The 203-nt window shown below is 41.4% G+C and carries 1 protein-coding gene; it reads left to right on the top strand.

Annotation, left to right across the window (positions count from 1 at the left end; all coding sequences use genetic code 11):
- Positions 1–203: tetratricopeptide repeat protein (locus tag Q0954_RS35020; RefSeq protein ID WP_299466993.1), on the top strand; the 203-nt coding region annotated here is incomplete at both ends.

Here is a 203-nt window from a genome sequence, read left to right as displayed (position 1 = left end):
CTGGGCGATACCAAACAAGCTTTAGATTATTACCAACAATCCTTAGCTATCAACAAGTCAATTGGTGATCTGAATGGAGTGGGTATTAGTTACAATAACCTGGCATTGATTTACTCTCGTAACGGCACCTATAAAAAAGCCTTGGCACATTATAAAAGTGCCCTGAGTACGTTTCGCCAGTCAAACGAGTTGCTTCAGGCAAG

It is taken from the genome of uncultured Microscilla sp. (assembly GCF_947493425.1).
GTDB lineage: Bacteria > Bacteroidota > Bacteroidia > Cytophagales > Microscillaceae > Microscilla.
The sequence above is the reverse complement of the archived record's forward strand: the minus strand, read 5'-3'. Positions and strand labels throughout refer to the sequence as shown.